The organism is Neoroseomonas terrae, from assembly GCF_018129025.1.
Classification (GTDB): Bacteria; Pseudomonadota; Alphaproteobacteria; order Acetobacterales; family Acetobacteraceae; genus Neoroseomonas; species Neoroseomonas terrae.
In genome coordinates, this window is sequence record NZ_JAAEDI010000007.1 from 188,284 (window position 1) to 209,482 (window position 21,199).

Here is a 21,199-nt window from a genome sequence, read left to right on the forward strand (position 1 = left end):
CACATCCCAGCGCGGGCCGGACGGGTACCTTCGCCACATCGTGGCAACACGGCGAACGTCGGAATCATTCCGGGACCGCGGTTGCGCATGCAGGTCGCAGCGCGCACCCGGTATCGCGTCGCGACCGGCCTGCGCTAGCATCGTCCGGGATGGAAAGCGTACCTGACGAGATGAACGCCGGGCTGCAAGGCCTGGGGCTGCTCGATGTCGGCGCGCGGGCGCGCGGGGAACCGCTGTCCGGCGGCGTCTCCTCCGACATCTGGCACGTCGTGCTGCCGGATGGCCGGGAAGCCTGCATCAAGCGAGCGCTGGCGAAGCTGAAGGTGGCGGCCGATTGGCGCGCGCCGATCATCCGCAACCGTTACGAGGCGCGCTGGCTGGCCCGTGCGGCCGAAGCCGTGCCAGGTGCGGCCCCGGCCTTGCTGGGACAGGACGAGACGACCGGCACGCTTGCGATGGAATGGCTGCCACCCGACCGGCACCCGGTTTGGAAAGCCCGGCTGCGCGACGGCCATGCCGACCCCGCTTTCGCGGCCGAGGTCGGCCGGCGCCTCGCACGCATTCATGCCTTTGCCGCGGCACGGCCGGAACTCTCGGCGGATTTCCCGACCGACTCGCTGTTCCACGCGATCCGGCTGGAACCCTATCTGGTGGCGACGGCGCAGGTGCATCAGGACCTCGCCCCGGCGCTGGTCGGCCTTGTCGCGCGGACGGCATCGACCAAGCTCACCCTCGTGCACGGCGATGTCAGCCCGAAGAACATCTTGGTGGGGCCGGACGGACCGATCTTCCTCGATGCGGAATGCGCCTGGTGGGGCGACCCCGCCTTCGACCTCGCCTTCTGCCTGAACCACCTGCTGTTGAAGTGCCTGTGGAACCCGGCTGCGGCATCAGACTTCCTGCATTGCTTCGAGGTGCTGGCGACGGCCTATCTCGCCGGCGTGGCATGGGAAGCGCCGGCAACGCTCGAAGCCCGCGCCGCCTCGCTCCTGCCCGGCCTGTTCCTCGCCCGCGTGGACGGCAAGAGCCCGGTCGAGTACCTGACCGAGGAGAAGGACAAGGACCGCGTGCGCCGCGTGGGGCGCAAGCTGCTGCGTTGCCCGCCCGACCGGTTGCGGACGGTGCGGGCTGCCTGGGGGGAAGAGATCGGCGCATGAGTTCGACCATCATCGCATCCGTGCGCGGCCGCCGCGTATGGGACAGCCGCGGCCGCCCGACGGTCGAGGCGGAAGTGCGCCTCGAAGGCGGCGCGCGCGGCATCGCCATTGCCCCCGCCGGGGCGAGCACGGGCAGCGGCGAGGCGCTCGACCGCCGTGACGGCGGCACGGCCTTCGGCGGCTACGACGTGAAGGGCGCGGTCGCCTCGGTGAACGAGGAGATCGCACCCCGGGTGACGGGCATGGATGCCGCCGATCAAGCGGTGCTTGATGCCGCGCTGATCGCGCTGGACGGCACGCCGAACAAGTCGCGTCTCGGGGCAAATGCGACGCTTGCCGTGTCGATGGCCGCCGCCCACGCCGCCGCCCACGCGAACGGGAAGCTGCTGTGGAAGCACGTCGGCGGCGACGGCGCGACGCTGCTGCCGCTGCCGCAGATCCAGATTCTCGGCGGTGGCGCGCATGCCGGCCGGCGCGTGGACATCCAGGACTTCCTGGTGATCTGCCCGGCCGCCACATCCTTCGCCGAGGCGCTGGACTGGACTGCCGAGGTCTATCGCGCCGCCGGCGGCATCATGAAGGATCGCGGCCTGCTCCAGGGCGTGGCCGACGAAGGTGGATGGTGGCCGGCCTTCACCGCCAACGAACAGGCGCTGGAGACGTTGGTCGCCGCCATCGAACGCGCAGGGTTCAAACCCGGCACGCAGGTGGCCATCGCGCTCGACATCGCCGCGACCGACTTCGGCAAGGGCGGCCGCTACAGACTCGGCCTCGAAGGGCGGGAACTGGATACCGACGGCATGATCCGCATGCTGCTCGGCTGGATCGACGCCTATCCGATCGCCTCCATCGAGGACCCCCTCGCCGAGGACGACGCCGCCGGCTTCGCCGCCTTCACCAGGGAAGTCGGCGGGCGCATCCAGGTGGTGGGCGACGACTTCCTGGTCACGGATGCAGCGCGCGTACACGAAGCCGCGAAGGCGGGTGCGGCCAACACCGTGCTCATCAAGCCGAACCAGCGCGGCACGCTGACCGAGACAAAAGCCGCCTGGGAGGCGGCGAAGGAGGTCGGCTACGCTGGCATCGTCTCGGCGCGGTCCGGCGAGACGGAGGACGTGACGATCGTCCATCTGGCGCTGGGCTGGGGCGTGGGCCAGCTCAAGGTCGGGTCCTTCGCGCGATCGGAACGCATGGCGAAGTGGAACGAGGCGCTGCGGATCGAGGAAGGTCTCGGCGCGCGCGCGAGATTCGCCGGCGGGGCGGTGCTGGGGCGGTCGCGGCGATGAATGGCGGTCGGCAGCGGAGAGGGGCGCCGCCCCTCTCCGGACCTCACCCCGCCAAAGGCCGAATGGCCTTTGGAAACCTAAACGCAGCGTCGGGCGCGAAGCGCGGGTCGAGTGTCGAAGGGGCGCTCGGAGCGCCATGAAGGTCCTGCTCCACTATGCGGCGGGGCCAGGGCTTGCGGATCGGCTGCGCAGGCTGCCCGACCTCGACCTGACGATCTGCCCGGAAACGGACGACGCCGCCCTCGCCGCCGCCCTGCCGGACGTCGAGGTCATCTGGCACGTGCTGAAGCCGCTGACCGCCGCGCATATCGCCGCGGCGCCGAAGCTGCGGCTGATCCAGAAGATCGGCGTCGGGGTGAACACCATCGACCTCGACGCGGCGCGGGCGCGCGGCATCGCCGTGTGCAACCTGCCGGGCACCAATTCCCGCGCGGTCGCGGAGCTGACCCTGCTGCTGATGCTCGGCGCGCTGCGCCGCATCGCGCATTTCGACGCCGAGACGCGCGCCGGGCGCGGCTGGGCCCAGCCGCCGGCGCTGCAGGACGGGTTGTTCGAACTCGGCGGGCGCACAGTCGGGCTGGTGGGATACGGCGCCATCCCGGCGCTGCTTGCCCCGGTACTGGCGGCGCTTGGCTGCCGGGTGCTCTATACCGCGCGCGCGGCGAAGGCCGATGCGGTGGGGGAGTATCGCAGCCTCGACGATCTGCTCGCCGAGAGCGACGTCGTCTCCCTGCATATTCCGCAGACACCGGAGACCGAGCGGCTGATCGATGCGAGCGCCATCGCCCGGATGAAGCCGGGCGCGGTGCTCGTGAACACGGCACGCGGCGGCCTGGTGGACCAGGCGGCGCTGGTTGCGGCGCTGCGGTCGGGGCATCTGGCAGCGGCAGGGCTCGACGTATTCACGCAGGAGCCTGCCGACCCGGGCGATCCGGTGTTCTCCCTGCAAAATGTCGTGGTGGCGCCGCATGTCGGCTGGCTGACGACGGGTACCTTAGACCGGTCCTTCGCCATCGCGGCTGAGAACGTGCAGCGGCTGGGTGCGGGCGAGGCGCTGCTGCATCGCGTGGCGTGAGCGGCTGCGGAGTGGGGCCCTGCCCCCGCCGGAGCGCCTTCGCGAACCTCAACTCGGCGCCGGGCCACACGCGTAGAATGGATGCGGAAGCGTGCCTCGCGCACGAAGCGCGCCCGAAACGGGCAACAGAGCCCGCCGCGCTCGGCGCCAAACGATTGCGGTCCAGGATGCCCAGCATCCTGGCGGGGTGAGGTTTGGAGAGGGGCGGCGCCCCTCTCCAACACGCGTCAGATCGGGCACGCCCCGTTCGCGCAGGCCAGATGCGCCATGTCCAGCGCCTCATGCAGCGCCGGATCACGGATCGCCGCGACGATCGCCTCGAACTCCGCTTCGGTGACTTCCTGTTCAGGCAGATACTCGTAGCCGAGCGCGGCATCCGGCGCCGAGGGCAGCACGGCGCAGCAGCGCACGTGCGGCTGGTGCGTCAGCAGCATGTCGCGGAAGGCATCGAGATCGTGCCGGTCGGTATAGACCTTCAGCGTGTAGGAGATCTGGTTGCCGCGTTCAGCGCCGATCCAGTGGCGTTCCATCAGCGACAGCCAGCGATACTGCTCCTCGGGACTCGCTTCCGGCGCGGTCTTCAGCTTGTCGCCAAGGCCGAGGCGCTGGATCAGCGGCAGGGTTGGAAAGCCGACGACGCTCATGCCCGGGAAGGACCGCAGCGCCTTCACCGGATAGCCACGCGCCTCATAATCCGCGAGCAGCGGGTCGGCATCCTTGTGCCAGCCGCCGGCCTCGTCGCGCGTGCCCTTGAACTGCACCCACCGGAGGTACTGCCGCCGCGCCGGCAGATGCGCGCCTTCGGTCAGGCCGAACAGCTTCGACGTCGTGCCCGCCGGCTTCACCGTCGTGACCGTGAAGGGACGCACGCGGCCGAGCTCGTCGGCATAGGCGTCCGCTTCATCCTTCGCCGCCTCGGAGAAGCGGGCGAGTGCCTCCCAGAACGGTGCGGACTTCGCCTCGTCGAGCACGTCTTCGAAACCGAGGCCGAAGCGCGCCCAGGCCCATTCGTGCAACCCGGTGGGGCCGATGCCCATGCGGTTGGTGCGGCGGACTTCCTCGCCATACAGCGCGTCCATCGAATTGGCGCGCATCAGGAAGCGCACGCCGAGGCGGACGGAATCCTCCACGCGGGCGTCCCATTCCTCGGCGAGCGCGTCGGGCATGATGCCGGGCAGGACAGTCGCCGGATCGACCGGGCAGGCCAGCAGCGGCGCGAAATCGGCGATGACGCAGTAACCGCCAGTGACGTGCAGGACGATCTCGCCGCACGGGTTCGTGGTGCAGGGGAAATGCGCATCCGCCGCCCGCGCCGAGAGGTCCGCGAGCAGCGCCGAGGCGTGGTCCACCTGGTAGCGGCTTGAGCGCACGTCGCGGCCGTCGTGATAGACGGGCTTCTCCCGCGCGCGGCCGGTGCGGTGGTCCTCCAGCATGTCGCCATTGATGAAGCCGGGCTCGCCATTGACGAAGGCGCAGCGGGTGACCTCGTCGAAGACTTCCAGCGCGCGGCGGTCCTCGGCGCGCGCGGAACCGTGCCGCGCCGCGCGCACGCCGCGCCAGAAGGCGGCATCGACCATCACCGAGTTGTTCGCCGTCCAGAGCCCGCCTTCGGACTTCGCGCGGATGAAGCGCAGGATGCCCGGGTCGCGCCAGTTCTTCGTCGCCATGCGGGCTGCGCGGCGGGCGCCGCCCACCTGCACTTCCACCGACAGGAAGTGGTCGACCAGCATCGCCTGTTCCCAGGGCTCGGCCAGGCGGCCGTCGCGGGCGGGTTCGATCACCTCCCGCCGGATCGCCATGACGGCGCGCATCAGGGACAGCGGGCCCGAGGCCGGTCGCCCCTGCATGCCGCCGATCGGCGCGCCGCGCGGGCGGATCGCGGAGAAGTCCAGCAGCACAACGTGGTCGCGCGCGCCCGCGAAGGCCATGCTCTCGATGATCTCGATCGCCTTGGCCCAGCCTTCGCGGCTGTCCTCTATGCTGACGCGGATGGCGTGCGCGGGCGCGGCCTCCGAGGTCGTCCACTCGCGCGCCATGAAGGCGCGGATCGCGGCCTCGTCCATGTCGGCCTCCGCGGTGCCCCAGGGCAGCAGGCCGAACTCGGTGCCGAAGCGGTGCAGCGCGGCGCGGTCATGCGGGTAGTCAGGATGGTCTGCTGAAAGCTGCACCATCACCTGCGGCGCCCGCGACCAGTCGACCGCCATCAGCGCATCGTCATAGGCACGGCCGACGCCGGACCCGTTCAGCAGGAGATAGAACTTCGCGAAGGACGCGATCGCCGTCGCGCAGTTCGTAAACACCTCCATGTTGCGGCCGGCCTGCTGCGCATCACCGTGCTGCAGATGCCGGCCCGAGGTGATCAGCGCGCCGGTGGCGATCGCATTGCGCAGGCGGTCGCGCTCCCGGCGGTCGCGTGCGGTCAGGCCGCGGCCAAGCAGCGACATGTTGCCTTCCGCGACGCGGTCGGCGACGCGGCCGAAGGATTCCTGGTCATCGGGGCGGAACACGGTGCGGCGGGCGACGGCCAAGCCCATGCCGGCATCGAGCGAGCGCGGAGGCAGCTTGGCCTCGCCAAAGCTGCCGCCGGGCAAGGGCTGCACGATCCCGTTCGGTGCGCGAAGGGCACCGGGCTGCATTCCGTCCATGTCGATCTGTCCCCGCGACCGGCGGCGCCAAGTTGCGCCGCCGGAGTTGCGAGAGGCTATCAATGATTCGCTCGTCACGCCACCAGATATGGTGTGTTGCAGCTCCCACCGCCACAACACATGGTGAGATTCACGCGAATCGTGATGCAGCGGGGACTTCCCTCAACGGCCAACCGCGCACCAGCCGGCAGCCGCCTTCGTTCGGCGGCCGAAACGCTCCCTCGGCGGGAACCGTGGCCTTGAGATGGTAGAAATCCCATGGTCCGCGGCTCTCCTCCTCCCGCACGCGGCCCGGCCCGGCGGCGTCATCGTCGGTCGGCATGCGCTTCATGAGGCTGATTGCTTCGAGCCCCGCCCGCCTTGGCACGCGCCACGCCGGGCGCGCCGAAGGTCGCGGTCAGAACCGGAAGTTCAGGCTCACGCCGGGTCCCGGCACGTAATAGACGGGCGGCGGCGGCGCGTAATACGCGGGCGGGGCGTAGTAGACCGGCGGCGGGCGATAGCGCGGGCGCGGCGGTGGCGGCGGAGCGTAGTAATAGCCACGCGGCGGACCCCAGCCGTAATGGTAGCCGGGCGGGTAACCACGCCGCCAACGGCCGCGGCCTCCCTCCCCGCCCTCACCCACCGGGAGCAGCGCGGACTGGCGGGTCTCGGGGATGTCGAGGAAGGGTGTCGCGCCGGCGCGCGCCAGTGTCACGCCGGCATCGCCGCCCGCGCCGTCGGCCATGGCGGCGGGCGGTGCCGGCATCGCCGCCTCGGCTGCGCCGCCGAAGCCGACATGGGCCACGCCCAGCAGCACCGCAGTGATCGCGACCGAGCGCATCCGCTTCCTCCGACCTCTCAACTGGTCATCGAATGGCACCGCCGCGTGGCAGAGTCATGGCGGATCGTCCATGGTCCGGACACAAGATCGGGAGAGGACAGCGCGCATGCACCGACCCGCACCGCCGCTCGACGTCGTCTCCGCTATGCCCGGCATTGCCTGGCCGGCGCTGCCGGCGGCGTCCGGCGCGGCGCTCCTCGCCATCCTGTTCCAGCTCGAACAGACGCAATGGTGGCCGGGCGAGCGGATCGAGACGGCGCAGCGGCGGCAGCTCGCCCAGTTGGTCAGCCATGCGGCGGCGACCGTCCCGTTCTACCGGGACCGGCTCCCGCGCGACTGGCCGGCCGCGGAGGATGGCGCCGCCTGGGAAGCAGTGTGGCGGTCAGTGCCGATCCTGCGGCGGCACGAGATTCAGGCGGCCGACGAGAGCGATGCCATGCTCGCGGACCAGCTGCCGGCGGGCCATGGCGAATACCGGGAGATCTTCACCTCGGGCTCCACCGGCCGCCCGATCCGCGCCGTCCGCAGCCAGCTTTGGGAACTGGTGTGGTCCGCCTTCACGCTGCGGGACCATCTGTGGCACCGGCGGGATGTGACGGGGACGCTCGCGGTCATCCGCGAGAGCGGCGCCGGCAAGGCGGCCTGGCCGCAGGGCGATGCGCAGCAAGGCTGGGGCTTCTCCAGCGCGGGGCTGTTCGAGACGGGGCGGCTCGTCAGCCTCAACGTCACCACGCCGGTCGACCAGCAATTGGAATGGCTGCAGCGGCAGGACGCGGACTACCTGCTGTCGCATCCCTCGATTCTGGCGCGGCTGGCCGCGGCGTCGCAGGAGGCCGGCATCCGCCTGCCGCGGCTGCGCCAGGCGATCGGCATCGCCGAGATGCTGCGGCCTGAGGCACGCGCGGCGATCGAAGCCGCCTGGAGCGTGCCCGTCATTGATGTCTACAGCACGCGGGAGGCCGGCTATCTGGCCCTGCAATGCCCCGATCATGGCGGGTACCACGTCCAGTCGGAGGGGCTGCGGCTGGAGGTGGTGGCGGAGGACGGCACACCCTGCGGGCCTGGCGAAACCGGCCGCGTGCTGGTCACGCCGCTGCACAACCTCGCCATGCCGCTGATCCGCTACGACATCGGCGATGCGGCGGAGCTCGGCGCGCCCTGCCCGTGCGGACGCGGGCTGCCGGTGCTGACGCGCATCCTTGGGCGGCGGCAGAACATGCTGCGCCTGCCGGGCGGCGGGCGACGCTGGCCGCTGCTGTCCTCAGGTGATCTCGGTGCGCTGCAGAGGGCCGTGCCGCCGCTGCGACAGTATCGCATCGTGCAGAAGGCGCTGGACCATCTGCACCTGGTCCTCGCAATCGCGCGGCCGATGACGGCGGAGGAAGCCACCGCCGCCCAGGGCTGGGCGCAGGCGAAGTTTGGCACCGGCTTCCGGATCACGGTGGAGAGCCACCGCGAACTGCCCCGCAGCGCCGCCGGCAAGTCGGAGGACTTCATCTGCGAGGTGCCTGACGGCGGCTGATACCAACAGCCCCTGTTCGGGACCATTGGTCTTCGCTTCTGCGTGCCCCGTATGCCCCGGGGTTCCGCTCCCGTCGCCCGCGCGCCATCATCGCCGTGCTCACCTCGATCGGGATTGCGAATCATGGCGCTGCGCTGCGACCTCATCATCCGGGATGCCACGATCTTCGACGGCACCGGCGGCCCGCGGCGGCGCGGCGATGTCGGCGTCAGCGGGGACCGGATCGTGGGCGTCGGGGACCTCGGCGGAGCGAGCGCGGATCGGGAGGTGATCGCCGGCGGCCGTGCCCTCGCGCCCGGCTTCATCGACGCCCATACGCATGACGACCGCGCGGTGATGTGCGGGCCGGACTGCATGACCTGCAAGATCAGCCAGGGCGTGACCACCGTCGTCGTCGGCAATTGCGGCGTGTCGCTGGCGCCCGCGCGGTTCAAGCGCCTGCCGCCGCCGCCGCTCGACCTGATCGGGGAGGAGGGCTGGTGGCGCTTCGACAGCTTCGGCGACTACGCGCATGAGCTGAAGAAGCGCGGTTCCGAGGTCAACACCTACGCCCTCGTCGGCCACCAGACGATGCGCGTGGAAGCCATGGATGGCGACGTGATGCGCGTCGCGAAGGATTCCGAGATCGAGCACATGCGGCTGCGGGTGAAGAACTCGCTGGCGGAGGGTGCGTCGGGCTTCTCCACCGGCCTCTACTACCCGCCCAACATGCACGCGACGACCGAGGAGGTGATCGCCGTCGCCGAACCGTTGCGCGCCTTCGGCGGCATCTACGTGACCCATATGCGCGACGAGGCGGACCGCGTGCTGGCCTCGATCGAGGAGACGGCGAAGATCGGCAAGCGCGTCGGCGTGCCGGTCTGGATCAGCCACCACAAATGCTCGCTGCCGGACAATTACGGTCGTTCCGTGCAGACCCTGCCGCTGATCGAGGCGTTCAACCAGACGCAGGACGTCTTCTTCGACATGTACCCCTATCCGGCGGGCTCCACCGTGCTGATGCCCGACCGGCTGCGCGACGATGTGAAGGTGATGATCACCTGGTCGGTACCGCATCCCGAGATGGCGGGAAAATACCTGTCGGACATCGCGCGCGGCTGGAACACCGACATCCGTCAGGCGGCGCAGCGCCTGCTGCCGGCTGGCCAGGTGACGTGGCAGATGGATGAGGAAGATGTGCGCCGCATCATGGCGCATCCGATGTCGGTGATCGGCTCGGACGGCATTCCGCATGATGCGCATCCGCATCCGCGGCTGTGGGGCACCTTCCCGCGCGTGCTGGGGCTGTATGCGCGGCAGTTGCGGCTGTTCTCGCTCGAGACCGCGATCCACAAGATGACCGGCCGCACCGCGAACCTGTTCGGCATGATCGACCGTGGGGAAATCCGCGAAGGCGCCTATGCCGACCTCGTGCTGTTCGACGCGGACACTGTCATCGACAAGGCGACCTTCGAGGAACCGAAGCAGGTCAGCGCGGGCATCGAGGAAGTCTGGGCGAATGGCGTGCCCACCTATGTCGCCGGCAAGGGCGCGACGGGCGAGAAGCCCGGGCGGCTGGTGACGCGCAACCGCGTCTGACCGGCACGCGGCCGAGTGCTGCGATCACAATCCGCTCGCGACGCGCATTCGGCGCTCGCGAGGGATTGCGTTGCATCAAGTTTTCGCCATTCTCGCAATCACTGATTGCGGCTCCGCGACAATTACTCAACCATTGGTTCGCCGCCGCATCAACGAATGGATGGGACGGCGCATGGCTGAGATCGAACCAGTGTATTCGGAGCCGAAGGGCGGGCTCTACGGCGGTCATTTCGACAGCTCGGGCCTCGACCCGAATGTCCGCGCCGTGATGATGGATGAGCGCTGGACGACCAGCTATGGCGGCAGCGAAGCGGCGACGGTCATCACCTACGCCTTCCCCACGCAGGCCTCGGATTATCTCAACGCCCCCGGGGGCTACCCGCCGGCCGATCCGGATGCGGAGCACCCGGCGTACAGCTTCGCCCCGATCAACGAGATCCAGATCGAGGCGGTGCGTGCCGCCTTCGGCCTCGTCTCGTCCTACACCAACCTGACCTTCGTCGAGCTGGATTCGAGCCACGCCGCCGATGCGGCTTTCCGCTTCGGCCAGTTCGACGACAGCGGTTCGCAATCCGGCTTTCCGCCGAACGAGGGCGAGTACAGCCCGCAGGACAGCCGGCTGTCGGGCGATACCTGGCTTGGCGGCAACGGTACGCCGCCGTCGATGGCATTCTTCGGCACCGACCACTTCAACACCATCATGCACGAGATGGGTCACGCCTTCGGCCTGAAGCACGGCCATGACCCCGACTACAGCGGTGCCCTCTCGAGTGACCGGAACAACAACGAGTTCTCGGTCATGACCTATGCCAGCTACTTCGGCGCGGATTCCGAAGGCGCGACCGAGGCATGGGCCGGATCATCGCCGTCGAGCTACATGATGTACGACATCGCGGCGTTGCAGGCGTATTACGGTGCGAACTTCGGGAAGGTCGGCACTGAGGCGGTCTATTCGTGGGATACCCAGACGGGCCAGCAATACATCAACGGCCTGCCGGCGGAATTCACCGGCGCAAGCAAGGGTGCGAAGATCCTGACCACGGTGTGGACCCAGGGTGCGATCGCCACCTACGACCTCAGCAACTTCGCTGAGAACCAGGTGGCGGATCTGCGGCCCGGCGAATGGCTGCGGTTCTCGTCGACGCAGATCGCCGACCTCAATGACCAGGCGCCGACGGGCACGCCGGAATTCCAGGCGCAGGGCAATGTGTACAACGCCCTTTTGTACCAGGGCGACGAACGCTCCCTCGTCAGCAACCTGATGACCGGCGCCGGGAATGATCGGCTGATCGGCAACGACATCGCCAACCGGCTCTCCGCCGGTGCCGGCAACGACACGATCGACGGCGGCCTCGGCGATGACACGATCAGCGGCGGGGCCGGCGCGGATACGGTCACCTTCGGTGCCGGGCGCAGCCTGCTGCGGGACACGCTGGAAGATCTCAACGGCGACGTGGTGCTCGACCTCGGCAGTGCGAATGCGATCCAGATCCTCGGCCTCCGTGCTTCACGCGACGACTTCACCGTCACCTTGGGCGACGGTGGCGTATCGTTCGGCCTCGAGGGCAGCGTCTTCGACCTGCGCGGGGATTTCAGCGGCGGCGACTTCATCGCGGCGGCCCGTGGATTCGGCAAGGATGGCTTCACGCACCTATCCTTCATCACCTACTTGCCGGAGCTGACCGAGCAGGTCACCGTGGCGCCGAGCGCCATCAACGGCATCGCGGCTGAGGTGCTGCTGGCCGGCGACGGCTTCACCAACTTCACCGTCACGCTCGATTCCAGCGGCACCATCTGCCGCAACACGATCGGCACCTATCGGATCGGGGCGGACGGCACGATCAGCGACGTGTCGATCCTCTTCGGCGATGCGCAGCAGGCGGATGCAGGCACGGCCCTGGCGCTCGGGAGGCCGGAGGCCGGCGAAAGCATCGGCTTCTTCCTGATCCAGGACGGCCAGAACGTGTATGGCGAGCTCACTGACGACCTCGCCTTCCGCTGGGAGGGCACGTCGCTCGTCCTGAGCAGTTCGAGCCGTGGCGACCTGTCCGACGCCGACATCTTCCATTCCGTGGCGAACTACAACGCCGGGGGCACGACGCAGGTCCTGTCCGGGCTGCATCAGGATGGCGACGGGTTCTGGATCGGCTTCGAGGACACGGCCGGCGAGTTCAGCGACTATGACTTCCAGGACGTCGTGCTGAGGGTGCACGAGTCGATGTCCATCCTGGTCTGACCGGAGCACCTTCGCTCCCACTTCGGCGGCGCCGGTCCTTCGGCGCTGCCGAAGGACGTCCGCAGGCTTCGCGACTCAGCAGGGCTGCGCCCGGAACACCCGCGACGGCGCGACGAATTCCTCCTGCGCCGCAACCGTCAGGATCTCCCGCGACCCGGCTTCCGCCGTCCGGCGCAGAAGGCCGAAGATCGACGATGCCGCGGCCGACAGCGCGGCATCGGCGCCACCGCGCAGCCGGTGGAACAGGAACAGCGCGGCGATCGCATCCCCTGCCCCGTTCACCGACAGCGGCAGCATCGGGGTCGAGACACGCCAGAACTGCCCCGCCTCGGCGGCCAGCATGCCGATCTCGCCCTCCGGCGTGTCTTCCAGATGCAGCGACGTCACTAACACGCAGCGCGGTCCCCTAGACTGCAGGGCAGCGACGGCCCGCTTCGCACCGTCCAGCGTCGTCACCTTCGCGCCGGTCAGCCATTCCAGCTCGAACTGGTTGGGCGTGAGGATATCGGCGGCGGGCACGGCCGCGTCGCGCATGAATTCCGGGATGCCGGGGCGGACGAACACGCCGCGCCCGACATCGCCGATCACCGGGTCGCAGCACCACAGCGCCGCCGGGTTCGCGGCCTTCACGCGCGACGCGGCCGACAGGATCGCCTGCCCGATCCCCGCGGAGCCCATGTAGCCCGACAAGACGGCGTCACAGCGCGGCAGCGCCCCGCGCTCCTCGATGCCGGTCACGAGGTCGCCGATCAGTTCCTCCCCGAAGACCTGCCCGCGCCAGGCGCCATAGCCCGTGTGATTCGAGAACTGGACGGTGTGGACGCCCCATACCTCCGCCCCCAGCCGCTGGAGCGGGAAGATCGCGCTGGCATTGCCGACATGGCCATAGGCGACCCAGGACTGGATCGACAGGATCGAGGTCATCCGCTCATCCGCAGCAAGAAGGGCCGCGGACGCTAGAGCAGTTCGGTGCGCGGTGGAATCACCCGCCCCACGCAAGCCGCTTCACAGCGGCGCCCGGCCCGGTCATTCTGCCTCCGATTCACCGGATCAACCGGGAGCGACCCTCGAGGGAGGAAACCAGATGACCGCGCCCTTCTCGCGCCGTGACGCCCTTGCTGCGGGCTTCGGCGCAGTCCTGCTGCCATCCACCCTGTCCGCCCAACCCGCGCAGAAGCCGGCCGAGTTCAAGATCGGCGTAACGACCTTCCTCTCCGGCCCGGCTTCGGTGTTCGGCGTGCCATCGCGCAAGGCCTGCGAGATGCTGGTCGACCAGATCAACGCCTCGGGCGGCATCGCCGGCGTGCCGATCCGCGCGAGCTTCGTGGACGAAGCCCCGGGCACCGACCATCTGGTCGGCGAGTTCCGCCGCCTCGTGCAGTCGGAAGGCGTGCACGCGATGTTCCAGTCGATCTCGTCCGGCTCCTGCCTCGCCTGCACGCCGCTTTCGGCGGAACTCCAGAAGCTGACCATCTTGTGGGATTGCGGCACCCAGCGCATCTTCGAGGAGAATCGCTGGCAATACGCCTTCCGCACCCAGGGCTACGGCACGCCGGAAGTGCTCGCCCCGCTGCTGTACCTGCTGAAGCACAAGCCCGACTTCCGCACCATCGCGGTGATCAACCAGGACTACGCCTGGGGCCGCGATTCATGGGAGCTGTGGAAGACCGGCATGGACGCAATGAAGCCGGGCGTGCGCGTGGTGGCCGAGATGTTCCCCCGCTTCGGCTCAACCGACTTCTCGACCGAGATCACGCGCCTGCTGGCGCTGCGGCCGGATGTGATCCTCTCCACCTCCTGGGGCGGGGAGCTCGTCACCTTCATCCGGCAGGCGGCGGAACGGCGGCTGCATGAACGCTCCCTGATGGTGCTGCCGGTGGCCGAGGCATCCATGCCGACGCTCGGCCGGTCGATGCCCGAGGGCCACATCATCGGCACGCGCGGCGACCACTGGAACAACCACCCCTCGCCCGCGAACCCCGCGCTGTTCAACGGGCTGGTCAATTCCTACCGCCAGCGCTTCAACGAATGGCCGATCTATCCGGTGCACCACATGGCGCAGGCCATGTGGGCGCTGAAGGCGGGCGTCGAGAAGGCCGTTGCGGCCAAGGGCGGCGGCTGGCCGTCGGATTTGGAGATGGCCAACGCCTTCCGCGGCCTGTCCTTCCCCACGCCCACCTCGACCATCACGCTGCGTGAGGACGGCCAGGGCCTGGAGGACCAGATCGTCGGCCTGTCCTCCTTCAACGACCGGTTCCCCTTCGCCGTCCCGAAGGACATGATCCAGTTCCCCGGCGAGCAGGTCTCCGCCCCGGTCGGCCAGAAGTCGACCGATTGGCTGAAGACGCTGAAGCCGGACTTCATCGCCTCCGCCGGCGCGCGCATCGGCTGAGGCGGCGCCATGGCCGAGTGGTTCCAGGACAATGGCCTTCTGCTCGGCCTGGCCCTGCTGGACGGGCTCTCCTCGGCGGGGTTGATCTTCCTCGTCGCGGTGGGGCTCAACCTCGTCTTCGGCGTGCTGCGCATCATCAATGTCGCGCATGGCTCGCTCTATGCCATCGGCGCGTATAGCGCCGCATCCATCGGCATCTTCCTGTCCGGCCGCGGCCTGCCGGACTGGGCCTCGATACCGACGTTGATTCTCTCCGCGGCGCTGGTCGGCGCCATCCTTGGCCCGATCATCGAACGGCTGCTGCTGCGCCGGATCTATGCGCAGGAGGAGGTGGTGCAGCTCCTCGTCACCTTTGCCCTGTTCATGATCCTGGAGGATGTCCAGAAGCTGCTGTGGGGCGTGCAGCCGATCCACCATGACACGGCGATGCGCTGGCTCGGCACGATCGACGTGCCGTTCGGCGCCGACTTCATCCCCTTCACCAACTACCAGCTGTTCGTGCTGCCGGGCATCGCCATCGTCACGCTGGTCGGCCTCGCCTGGTTCCTGCGCCGCACGCTGACCGGCCGCGTCATCGTGGCCGTCACCACGGACCGCGAAGCCGCGACGGCCATGGGCATCGACGCCGCGAAGGTCTTCCTGCTGACCTTCACCTTCGGCGCGATGCTCGCCGCGCTCGGCGGCGCGCTGTCCTCGCCGACCGCCGCGCTCGTGCCGGGCATCGGTGCGCAGACCATCGTGCTGTCCTTCGCGGTCGTCGCCACCGCCGGCCTCGGCCAGATCGAGGGCGCGGCGCTGACCTCCCTGATGATGGGCCTGGGCCGGTCCATCGCCGTTTATTTCGAGCCGGAGCTGGAAGTGGTCGTGCCCTACATCATCATGGTGCTGGTGCTGCTGGTCCGGCCGCAGGGCCTGTTCGGCGTGATCGAGACGCGGCGCGTATGAGGAAGATCGAACCTTTCCTGGCGCTGCTGCTCGCTGCGGCAATGATCACCGCCGCGGTTACCGCCCCCTGGCTGCGCTTCGTGCTGACTATCGCACTCGCCAAGGGCATCGCGGTGATAGGCATCCTGCTGCTGCTACGCGCGGGGCAGGTCTCCTTCGGGCATGCGCTCTACATCGCCTTCGGCGCCTATACGGTCGCGTTCCTGGCGCCGCGCTACGGCGATGCCGTCGTGCTGCTGCTGCTGGCCGCTGTCGGCGCGGGGCTGCTCGGTCTCGTCATCGGCCTGTTCGTCACGCGCTACCGGCAGATCTTCTTCGGCATGCTGAATCTCGCGATGTCGATGGTGTTCTATTCGCTGCTCGAGAAGCTCTACCACTACACCAAGGGCAGCGACGGCATCCGTGTCGAGATCATGCCGATCGCCGGCCAGACGCTCGACCGCGTCGCCTATGAATGGTGGATCTTCGGCATCGCCATGGGCCTCGCCTTCGTTCTCGGCTTCCTGATCCGGCTGTACCTCTCCTCCCCGATGGGCGAGGCGCTGGCCGGCATCAAGACGCGCGAGACGCGGCTGGAGTTCATGGGCGTGCCGGCCCGCGGCGTGCTGCTCGCCGCCTATGTCATGTCGGCCATGCTGGGCGGCATCGGCGGCGCGATCATCGCCATGACATCCCGCCACGTCACGCCGCTGCTGTCCTACTGGACCTCATCCGGTGAGCTCGTCTTCATCGCCATCCTCGGCGGCGCGGGCGGCGTGCTCGGGCCGTTCCTGGGCGCCGCCGCCTACGAACTCGTCCGCATCTACGCCGCCGCTTCCTTCGCCGATGCCTGGCAGATGATCCTCGGCGCCGTGCTGCTGCTGGTCATCCTGTTCGCACCCGGCGGGCTGTGGGGCATGGCGGCACGGGTGATGAAGGGGCGCGCACAATGAGCGACGTGCTCCTCCAGGCGACGGGCCTGCGCCTCGCCTTCGGCGGCGTGAAGGCGGCGGACGGCATCGACCTCGGCGTGATGAAGGGCGAGTTCCTCGCCATCATCGGCCCGAACGGCGCCGGCAAGACCACCTTCATCAACATGTCCACCGGCTATCTCCGCCCCAATGCCGGCGAGATCACCTATGAGGGAAGCCGCATCACCGGCCTGTCGCCACGGGCCATCGTGAAGCGCGGCATCGCGCGATCCTTCCAGCTGCCGCAGCTATTCGCCGAGCACACGGTCGAGCAGAACATCGCGCTGGCCGTCGCGTCGCGCGACGGCATCTGGTCCCCGCTCACGCCCCTGCTGCGCCCCGGCTACCGGGACGAGGCGCGCGACCTGCTCGACCGCTTCGGCCTTTCCGCGATCGCCCATGCCCGCGCCGATGCGCTGAACGAGGGGGCGCGGAAACTCGCGGACATCGCCATGGCCGTCGCACTGAAGCCGCGGCTGCTTTTGATGGATGAGCCGACATCCGGCGTCGCGGCGTCAGAGAAGATGGGGGTCGTCGAGACGCTCGCCCGCGTGCTGCGAGATGCCCAGGTCACGGCCGTCTTCGTCGAGCACGACATGGACGTGGTCGAACGCTTCGCCGACCGCGTCGCCGTGTGGTCCCAGGGCCGCATCGCCGCGCTCGGGCCGCCGCAGCAGGTGCTGTCCGACCCCGCCGTGCAGCGCGACGTGATCGGGATCGAACGCCATGCTTGAGCTCAACGGCGTCTCCGTGGCCATCGCCGGCGTGCCGGTCCTGCGCAACGTGTCCCTGACTGTCCCCGCCGGCGGCCGCGTCGCGCTCATCGGGCGCAACGGCGCCGGCAAGACGACCACGCTGCGCACGCTGATGGGCCTCGTGACGGCCGGCAGCGGCCGCGTGATGATCCATGGCGAGGACGAAACCCGCCTTCCGTCTCATCACCGGACCCGCCACGGCATCGGCTATGCGCCCGAGGACCGGCGCCTCTTCGGCTCCTTCACCGTCGAGGACAACATGCTGCTGCCGGCCCAGGTGCTGCGGCTCGATCCATCGGAGATCAACCGGCGGATCGAGCGCGTCTATGCCCTGTTGCCGGAGCTGAAGGATCTCGCACCACGCAAGGCCGCCGGCCTCTCGGGCGGCCAGGGCAAGATGGTGGCGCTCGGCCGCGCACTGATGGTGGGCACCCGCGCCGTGCTGCTTGACGAGCCCTTCCAGGGCCTCGCCCCCGCCCTGGCGCTACGCTACGCGGAAGCGCTGAAGCGCCTGCGGGCAGCCCTGCCCGACGTCGCCATCCTGATCACCGAGAGCAACCCCGAACTGCTCCGTCCGCTGGTCGAGCAGACCTATGTGATCGAGCGGGGGGAGATCGGCGCGAGCTAAGCCGGGGCCGAAGGGCCGTCGCTGGAGATCGGAGGGGCGCTGCCCCTCCGAACCACCCCGCCAGGGGGTTGGACCCCCTGGACCGCAATCTGTTGGTGCTGGGCATGGTAGGCTCGCGGCCTTCTTCAGATGCGTTCTCGTGCGCAAGAGCGAGTCCCTGCACCATTCCTGGCCGTGGCGCACAGCGCCAGGTCGAGGTTTGCAAAGGCCTTTCGGCCTTTGCTGGGGTGGCTTGGAGGGGCAAAGCCCCTCCAACGCCGTCCGTGGGAACTGCCTCAGTTCGCCGTCACGAACGCCCGCGCTGCCACCAGCTCCGGCCGTGCGGTGTCCGCCTGCGCCGCGATGACCAGCAGCGCCTCGTAGTGCCGGCGCGCCGCCGCGCGATCGCCGGCCTGCTCCGCCGCCTGGGCGGCGCCCGCCACGGCGCGGTAGCGGCGCGGCTCGATCTCCTGCACTGCCTCGAACTCGCGCTGCGCCTCCGCATGGCGGCCCATCAGCGCCAGCATCTCGCCGAGTTGCTCCCGGGCTGGCATCAGCGGCCCCGGCGTCACCGGATGCTTGTCGGTGCGGGCTTCGCGCTCGGTCGCCTGGCGCAGCAGGACGAGGCCGTTCTCCTGTTCCCCGCGCGCGAAGGCGACCCAGGCTTCGGCGGCCAGGCGCAGGATGTCGACCTGCTCCTGCCAATAGGCGTCACGCCCCTGCAGCGCGGCAACGGCGGTGCGGAGCGCATCGATATCCGTGGCCGCGTCATCCGGCCGGCCCGACCGCGCCGCTCCGATCGCGCGGGTGAAGTGGGTGTTGGCATCCACGACGGGCGCGTTGCGGAGCCTGGTGTCGAGCGCGGCGGCTTCCTCCCAGGCGCTTCGTTCCAGGGGCCAGCGCGCCCGCATCGCGCTCAGCCCCCAGGCGAAGATCGGCGCCGGCGGCGTCCAGTTGTCGAAGCGGGTAAGGCCGTCGAGTACCGCGCGCGCCGCATCGAGTTGCCCGGTCTGGAGATAGCCGTAGACCATGTAGTCAAACGCATGGATCTCATCGAACACGGCTTCCCGCGCGCGTGCCGTCTCGGCTGAGCGGCGGTTGGTGTCGATCGAATCCTCCCAGCGCCCGACGCGGGTGAAGATGTGGGACGGCATGTGCAGCGCATGCGGTGCATCCGCCGCGATGACGGCATAGCGTTCCGCCGCAGGCACGCCGCGATTGGCCAGCGCGGGGGTATCGTAGGTGTGGATCAGGTAGTGCACGACGCCCGGATGCTGCGGCTGGCGTACCGCTTCGCGCTCGAGGATATCGGCGGCGCGGATCTGGCGGGCGTAAGTCTTGTCGGTCGGCGGCGCGACCATCACCAGGGAAAGGGCATACTGGATCGCAATCTCGGAATCGTCCGGGAAGCGCTCATGCAACTGCGCCATCGCCTGTTCATAGCGCTCCATGCGGGCGCGGTGCTGGGCCGGGTCCTCATTGCCGTAGAGCTCTCCCAGAGCAGCGATGAGGCCGGCCTCGCGCTCGCTGCGCGCGCCCTGGCGCTGCGCCTCCGCCAGCAGGGCGCGGCCGGCGCGCAGATTGGCGGCGGTCGTGACGCCGAAGGGATTCAGCAAAAGGGCCAAGGTTTCGCCCCAATAGGACATGACGCAGTCGGGGTCGGTCTGGCGCACCTGGCGGAAGGCCTGGCCGGCCGGCTCGTACCAGAAGGAATGCTGGAGCAGCATCGCCTGGTTAAAATCCGCCTGCGCCGCCGGCGTACAGGTCACGGGGAAATTGACGGTGCCAAGGACCTGATGCGAGCGATGCGCAGGATCGGCAGGGGCTGCTTGCGCCCAGGCGGTGGCGCCCGGCACGCACGCAAGCCCGACGGCCAAGGCGAAACGCGGTCCCATTCTATGGAACATCGGACGCTCTCCCTTGCTAAGGGGGCGCCGTCCCGGCGGGTTCCCACCGCGACGGGTTCCCGGCGCGGACCCTGGGCCTGTCATGCCGGCCATGCAAGGAAAACCGTGTGGCGGTTGCGCCTGCCCCTGGCCTCCCCTATACGCCGCAATTCCCTGCCCGCCGGTCGGCATCGTCGGGCCCTTCTGCATGAGTGTCGCCCGATGAAGTCCGATATCCATCCCGACTATCACGAGATCACCGTCATCATGACCGACGGGACCGAGTTCAAGACGCGGTCCTGCATGGGCAAGGCCGGCGATACGCTGCGCCTGGACATCGATCCGAAGTCCCACCCGGCCTGGACCGGCCAGCAGCGCGTGATCGACACGGGCGGCCAGATCGCGAAGTTCAACAAGAAGTTCGCCGGCATCGGCGTGCGCAAGAGGGCCTGATCAGGCCATGCCCCTGGGCGGCGAGGCGGTCGCGACCGACCCCGCCCAGGTGGCCCGCCTCTGGGAGGCGAACGCGGTCGCCTGGACCGCACTGTCCCGCGCCGGCGGCGACATCTATCGCGACCACCTCAACACACCGGCCTTCCTGCGTCTTCTACCGCCGGTAGCCGGGCTGCGCGGGCTCGATATCGGCTGCGGCGAGGGGACCAACACCCGTGCCGTCGCGGCCCTTGGCGCACGGCTGATGGCGCTCGACGTCGCGCCCTCCTTCCTCGCCGCCGCCGCGGCGACCGAGGCCGCCGACCCGCGCGGCATTCGCTTCGTGCGGGGCAGCGCCCTGTCCCTGCCCTTCCCCGATGGCTGCTTCGACTTCGCCACCTCCTTCATGTGCCTGATGGACGTGCCCCGGCCCGAGCAGGCGCTTGCCGAAGCCGCGCGCATCCTGCGCCCCGGCGGCTTCCTGCAATTCTCCATCCTGCACCCGAGCTTCACCGGCGCCGGCCGCCGCGTGCTGCGCGACGAGACCGGCCACGCCTACGCCATCGAGCTGCGCGAGGCCTCCCTGCCCGACGGCGCCATCGAGCGCTGGCGCTTCTCCGGTGCCCCGGCCGCGCTGCGCGACGCCTACCCGCCCTTCCAGGTGCCGCGCTTCGACCGCAGCCTCGCCTGGTGGCTCAACGCCGTGGCCGGCACCGGCCTGCGCCTTGCAGCAGCCGAGGAACCCGTCGCTGACCCCGAGACGGCCGCGCGCGTTCCGACCGTCGCCGACACCCGCATCGCGCCCCTCTTCCTCATCCTCCTCGCCCGGAAGTGACGCACGCGTCGGGGGCTTGAACGACCCGCGGCCGTTTCCCAACTCTGTGCGGTCGGCGGTGCCCCAGGGGCCGCC

The 21,199-nt window shown here is 69.4% G+C and carries 17 protein-coding genes; 13 read left to right on the forward strand and 4 right to left on the reverse strand.

Features of this window, described 5'->3' with window-relative positions; genetic code table 11:
• The first annotated feature begins 149 nt into the window (after positions 1 to 149).
• The 3 genes from GXW78_RS08540 to GXW78_RS08550 all read left to right on the forward strand — a co-directional run bounded on the left by GXW78_RS08540 (position 150) and on the right by GXW78_RS08550 (position 3,518).
• Positions 150 to 1,157: a phosphotransferase family protein gene (locus tag GXW78_RS08540; protein WP_211867868.1), complete on the forward strand. Its 1,008-nt coding sequence runs from the start codon at positions 150 to 152 to the stop codon at positions 1,155 to 1,157.
• Entirely contained in the window at positions 1,154 to 2,443 is a 1,290-nt protein-coding gene (gene eno / locus GXW78_RS08545) for a phosphopyruvate hydratase (protein WP_211867869.1), read from the forward strand. Before GXW78_RS08540 ends, eno begins: the two co-directional genes overlap by 4 nt.
• A gap of 136 nt (positions 2,444 to 2,579) precedes the next feature.
• Positions 2,580 to 3,518, forward strand: a complete 939-nt coding sequence (locus tag GXW78_RS08550; protein WP_211867871.1) for a 2-hydroxyacid dehydrogenase — start codon at positions 2,580 to 2,582, stop codon at positions 3,516 to 3,518.
• Positions 3,519 to 3,745: 227 nt separating this feature from the next.
• On the opposite strand, the gene GXW78_RS08555 is transcribed toward GXW78_RS08550, so the two are convergent.
• A complete protein-coding gene (locus GXW78_RS08555; RefSeq protein ID WP_246521970.1) occupies positions 3,746 to 6,163 on the reverse strand; it encodes a recombinase in 2,418 nt (805 codons plus the stop codon).
• A gap of 397 nt (positions 6,164 to 6,560) precedes the next feature.
• The gene (locus GXW78_RS08560) at positions 6,561 to 6,986 is read right to left on the reverse strand and encodes a hypothetical protein (RefSeq protein ID WP_211867873.1); all 426 of its coding nucleotides are present in this window, start codon (positions 6,984 to 6,986) and stop codon (positions 6,561 to 6,563) included.
• A gap of 106 nt (positions 6,987 to 7,092) precedes the next feature.
• Here GXW78_RS08560 and GXW78_RS08565 point away from each other — a divergent pair, with 106 nt between their 5' ends.
• From GXW78_RS08565 to GXW78_RS08575, 3 genes are all read left to right on the forward strand, one after another.
• On the forward strand, positions 7,093 to 8,508 hold the full coding sequence (locus GXW78_RS08565) for a phenylacetate--CoA ligase family protein (protein ID WP_211867875.1): 1,416 nt from the start codon (positions 7,093 to 7,095) through the stop codon (positions 8,506 to 8,508).
• 123 nt (positions 8,509 to 8,631) lie between these two features.
• On the forward strand, positions 8,632 to 10,086 hold the full coding sequence (locus GXW78_RS08570) for an N-acyl-D-amino-acid deacylase family protein (RefSeq protein ID WP_211867877.1): 1,455 nt from the start codon (positions 8,632 to 8,634) through the stop codon (positions 10,084 to 10,086).
• A 172-nt stretch (positions 10,087 to 10,258) separates the two neighbouring features.
• Complete coding sequence (locus tag GXW78_RS08575) at positions 10,259 to 12,322, forward strand: M10 family metallopeptidase (RefSeq protein ID WP_211867879.1); 2,064 nt, start codon at positions 10,259 to 10,261, stop codon at positions 12,320 to 12,322.
• Between the two features lie 75 nt (positions 12,323 to 12,397).
• Here the strand turns inward: GXW78_RS08575 and pdxY are convergent, their stop codons facing one another.
• Positions 12,398 to 13,246: a pyridoxal kinase PdxY gene (gene pdxY, locus GXW78_RS08580; protein ID WP_211867881.1), complete on the reverse strand. Its 849-nt coding sequence runs from the start codon at positions 13,244 to 13,246 to the stop codon at positions 12,398 to 12,400.
• Between the two features lie 160 nt (positions 13,247 to 13,406).
• On the opposite strand from pdxY, the gene GXW78_RS08585 reads away from it, so the two are divergent.
• From GXW78_RS08585 to GXW78_RS08605, 5 genes are read left to right on the forward strand one after another with little or no spacing between them, the layout of a single operon-like run.
• Entirely contained in the window at positions 13,407 to 14,714 is a 1,308-nt protein-coding gene (locus tag GXW78_RS08585; RefSeq protein ID WP_211867883.1) for an ABC transporter substrate-binding protein, read from the forward strand.
• Between the two features lie 9 nt (positions 14,715 to 14,723).
• Positions 14,724 to 15,659 carry a branched-chain amino acid ABC transporter permease gene (locus GXW78_RS08590; RefSeq protein ID WP_211867885.1) on the forward strand — a complete coding sequence of 312 codons (936 nt, stop codon included), beginning with the start codon at positions 14,724 to 14,726 and terminating at the stop codon, positions 15,657 to 15,659.
• Complete coding sequence (locus GXW78_RS08595; protein WP_211867887.1) at positions 15,656 to 16,591, forward strand: branched-chain amino acid ABC transporter permease; 936 nt, start codon at positions 15,656 to 15,658, stop codon at positions 16,589 to 16,591. Before GXW78_RS08590 ends, GXW78_RS08595 begins: the two co-directional genes overlap by 4 nt.
• The gene (locus GXW78_RS08600) at positions 16,588 to 17,343 is read left to right on the forward strand and encodes an ABC transporter ATP-binding protein (RefSeq protein ID WP_211867889.1); all 756 of its coding nucleotides are present in this window, start codon (positions 16,588 to 16,590) and stop codon (positions 17,341 to 17,343) included. The genes GXW78_RS08595 and GXW78_RS08600 overlap by 4 nt, the downstream gene beginning before the upstream one ends.
• Positions 17,336 to 17,992 (forward strand): ABC transporter ATP-binding protein, encoded by a 657-nt coding sequence (locus GXW78_RS08605; RefSeq protein ID WP_211867891.1) that lies wholly within the window; start codon positions 17,336 to 17,338, stop codon positions 17,990 to 17,992. The genes GXW78_RS08600 and GXW78_RS08605 overlap by 8 nt, the downstream gene beginning before the upstream one ends.
• Before the next feature lie 275 nt (positions 17,993 to 18,267).
• Here the strand turns inward: GXW78_RS08605 and GXW78_RS08610 are convergent, their stop codons facing one another.
• Entirely contained in the window at positions 18,268 to 19,740 is a 1,473-nt protein-coding gene (locus GXW78_RS08610) for a hypothetical protein (RefSeq protein ID WP_211867893.1), read from the reverse strand.
• Positions 19,741 to 20,079: 339 nt separating this feature from the next.
• Between GXW78_RS08610 and rpmE the strand changes: the two genes are divergently transcribed.
• Entirely contained in the window at positions 20,080 to 20,310 is a 231-nt protein-coding gene (rpmE, locus tag GXW78_RS08615; RefSeq protein ID WP_211867895.1) for a 50S ribosomal protein L31, read from the forward strand.
• 7 nt (positions 20,311 to 20,317) lie between these two features.
• Positions 20,318 to 21,124 carry a class I SAM-dependent methyltransferase gene (locus tag GXW78_RS08620; protein WP_211867896.1) on the forward strand — a complete coding sequence of 269 codons (807 nt, stop codon included), beginning with the start codon at positions 20,318 to 20,320 and terminating at the stop codon, positions 21,122 to 21,124.
• Positions 21,125 to 21,199 lie beyond the last annotated feature (75 nt).

What these genes read in the sequence shown, in the direction of transcription:
- GXW78_RS08540 (WP_211867868.1), top strand. Translation starts at nt 150, where the DNA reads ATGGAAAGCGTACCTGACGAGATGAACGCCGGGCTGCAAGGCCTGGGG.
- eno (WP_211867869.1), top strand. Translation starts at nt 1,154, where the DNA reads ATGAGTTCGACCATCATCGCATCCGTGCGCGGCCGCCGCGTATGGGAC.
- GXW78_RS08550 (WP_211867871.1), top strand. Translation starts at nt 2,580, where the DNA reads ATGAAGGTCCTGCTCCACTATGCGGCGGGGCCAGGGCTTGCGGATCGG.
- GXW78_RS08555 (WP_246521970.1), bottom strand. Translation starts at nt 6,163, where the DNA reads ATGGACGGAATGCAGCCCGGTGCCCTTCGCGCACCGAACGGGATCGTG.
- GXW78_RS08560 (WP_211867873.1), bottom strand. Translation starts at nt 6,986, where the DNA reads ATGCGCTCGGTCGCGATCACTGCGGTGCTGCTGGGCGTGGCCCATGTC.
- GXW78_RS08565 (WP_211867875.1), top strand. Translation starts at nt 7,093, where the DNA reads ATGCACCGACCCGCACCGCCGCTCGACGTCGTCTCCGCTATGCCCGGC.
- GXW78_RS08570 (WP_211867877.1), top strand. Translation starts at nt 8,632, where the DNA reads ATGGCGCTGCGCTGCGACCTCATCATCCGGGATGCCACGATCTTCGAC.
- GXW78_RS08575 (WP_211867879.1), top strand. Translation starts at nt 10,259, where the DNA reads ATGGCTGAGATCGAACCAGTGTATTCGGAGCCGAAGGGCGGGCTCTAC.
- pdxY (WP_211867881.1), bottom strand. Translation starts at nt 13,246, where the DNA reads ATGACCTCGATCCTGTCGATCCAGTCCTGGGTCGCCTATGGCCATGTC.
- GXW78_RS08585 (WP_211867883.1), top strand. Translation starts at nt 13,407, where the DNA reads ATGACCGCGCCCTTCTCGCGCCGTGACGCCCTTGCTGCGGGCTTCGGC.
- GXW78_RS08590 (WP_211867885.1), top strand. Translation starts at nt 14,724, where the DNA reads ATGGCCGAGTGGTTCCAGGACAATGGCCTTCTGCTCGGCCTGGCCCTG.
- GXW78_RS08595 (WP_211867887.1), top strand. Translation starts at nt 15,656, where the DNA reads ATGAGGAAGATCGAACCTTTCCTGGCGCTGCTGCTCGCTGCGGCAATG.
- GXW78_RS08600 (WP_211867889.1), top strand. Translation starts at nt 16,588, where the DNA reads ATGAGCGACGTGCTCCTCCAGGCGACGGGCCTGCGCCTCGCCTTCGGC.
- GXW78_RS08605 (WP_211867891.1), top strand. Translation starts at nt 17,336, where the DNA reads ATGCTTGAGCTCAACGGCGTCTCCGTGGCCATCGCCGGCGTGCCGGTC.
- rpmE (WP_211867895.1), top strand. Translation starts at nt 20,080, where the DNA reads ATGAAGTCCGATATCCATCCCGACTATCACGAGATCACCGTCATCATG.
- GXW78_RS08620 (WP_211867896.1), top strand. Translation starts at nt 20,318, where the DNA reads ATGCCCCTGGGCGGCGAGGCGGTCGCGACCGACCCCGCCCAGGTGGCC.